The sequence below is a fragment of the Streptomyces sp. NRRL S-495 genome (assembly GCF_000966955.1).
GTDB lineage: Bacteria > Actinomycetota > Actinomycetes > Streptomycetales > Streptomycetaceae > Kitasatospora > Kitasatospora purpeofusca.
In genome coordinates this window covers 1-2035 of the sequence record NZ_JZWY01000843.1, presented here as the reverse complement: position 1 = coordinate 2035, position 2035 = coordinate 1, and the positions used below count along the sequence as shown (strand labels likewise).

Genomic DNA, 2035 nt, shown 5'->3' with positions numbered 1-2035 from the left:
CGCCCCGACACCCCCGCCGCCGACCTCGACTCGGCCCGCGACCGGCTGGTCGGACAGATCACCGGGGACCTCCCGCTCACCCGCGACGGCGAGCACCACGGCACCCGCGCCCTCACCGACCGGGCCATGCTCAACGACGGCTACGACCGCCCCGGCGGCATGGCCCCGCAACTCCACCTGCTCTATCTCCAGGGGCTCGCCGGACACGCGACCCTGACCGACGGCGCCTGGCCCGGACCGGCCGCCCCCGGCGAGCCGCTGCCGATCGCCGCTGCCGATCGCCGTCAGCCGGCGGCCCGCCGACACCATCGGCCTCCGGGTCGGCGACACCGTCGACAGCGGACCCGCCGCCCGCGCCAGGATCGTCGGCCTCTACCGCGCCGACGATCCCCACGACCGCTACTGGCAGGAACTGCCCTGCCCCGAACGCGCCTGCCTGAAGACCCTCGACGGCGGCGGTGTCCGATGGGAGACCGCCGGATTCGCCGCCGGCGACAGCCGCCCGGCCCTGCTCGCCTGGGGCGGGGCGGCGAGGACTTCTGGCGGCTGCCCGTCGACCCGCACGCCCTGCGCGCCGACCGGCTCGCCGCCCTCCGCTCCGGCGTCGGCTCCTACCTGGCCGGGCCCGGCGCCGTCCTGGCCGCCGAGGTGACCGGACGGCCCGACCTCACCCTCACCACCCTGCTGCCCGAGGTCCTCGCCGAGGCCACCGCCCGCCACCGGGCCACCGCCCCGCTCGCGGCGATCGGTCCCGCCGGCGTCGCGGGCGTCGCCGCCGTGGTGCTCTGCCTGGCCGCCGCCCTCGCCGCCGACCGGCGGACCGCCGAACTCCGGCTGCTCCAGGACCGCGGCGGCTCACGCGCCGGGATCCTGCTGCGCCTGCTCGGCGAGAGCGCGGTGACCGTCCTGCCGGCAGCCGGGGCCGCCACCGCCCTCGCCCTCGTCCTGCTGCCCACCCCCCGCTGGACCGCCGCCGTCCTCGCCGCGGTGGCCGCGACGCTGCTCGCCGTCCTGGCCCTCCCGGTCCGCGCCGCCGCCCTGATCTCCCGCCCCCGGGGCACCGGCGGCCCTCCCGACGGTGCCCGGGGGCCCGGGCGGCGCCGGGCGGTCGGCGAACTCCTCGTCCTCGCCGTCACCGGCGCGGCCGTCGCCGAGGTCCGCCGCCGGGGCGCCGCCCCGCCGGCGAGCGGGCCGGACCCGCTGCTGGTCACCGCCCCGCTGCTGGTCGCGCTCAGCGGCGGTCTGCTGCTCGCCCGGATCCAGCCGCCCGTCGTCGACCGGCTCGCCGGCCTCGCTCGGCGCGGCCGCGGCCCGATCGCCTTCCTCGGCCTCGCCCGCAGCGCCCGCGACTCCGGCGGTCGGCACCGCCCCGCCGTTCTGCCGGCGCTCGCCCTGCTGCTCGCCGTCACCACTGCCGGCTTCGGCGCGACCCTCCTCGACACCGTCGACGGCGCCCGGCTGCGCGCGGCCCGCACGGCGGTCGGCGGCGACGCCGCGGTGCTGGTCCCGCAGGACGCGCCACTGCCCGAGGCCTTCGTCACGGCCGCCGACGCGCTCCCGGGCGTCCGCGCCTCGACCGGCGTCCGGATCGAGCGGCAGACCTACCTCCTCGGTGCCGGCCGGCTCGCCGAACAGGTCACCCTCGTCGTCGTCGAGCCCCGGGCCTACGCGGAGATCGCCCGCACCGTCGGGGCCGGCGCGTTCGACCCCGCCGTCCTGGCCGATGCTGCCCCGTCCGACGCTGCCGTCCTGGCCGACACCGCACCGTCCGACACCGCCCCGTCCACCGTCGATCGGCCGGACGCGCCGGTGCCCGCCCTGGTCAGCCGCGGCCTCGCCGGACAGCTCACCCCCGGCCCGCAGCGGCTGCGCACACCCGGTGGCGAACTGCTCGCCACCGTCGTCGGCACCGCGGACGCCACCCCCGCCCTCCCCGAGGCCGTCCGCGAGTTCGTTGTCGTGCCGGTCGGCGCCGCCGCCGCCCGCCTGCCCGAACTCGCCCGGCCCGACAACTGGTTCGCCGTCGGCGACATCG

The 2035-nt window shown here is 79.6% G+C and carries 1 protein-coding gene; it reads left to right on the top strand.

Translation table 11 applies throughout. From position 1 onward, the window contains the following. Nucleotides 1–2035, top strand: a 2035-nt coding sequence (locus tag VR45_RS42975; RefSeq protein ID WP_159394460.1) for a hypothetical protein, incomplete at both ends; no start/stop codon positions are given.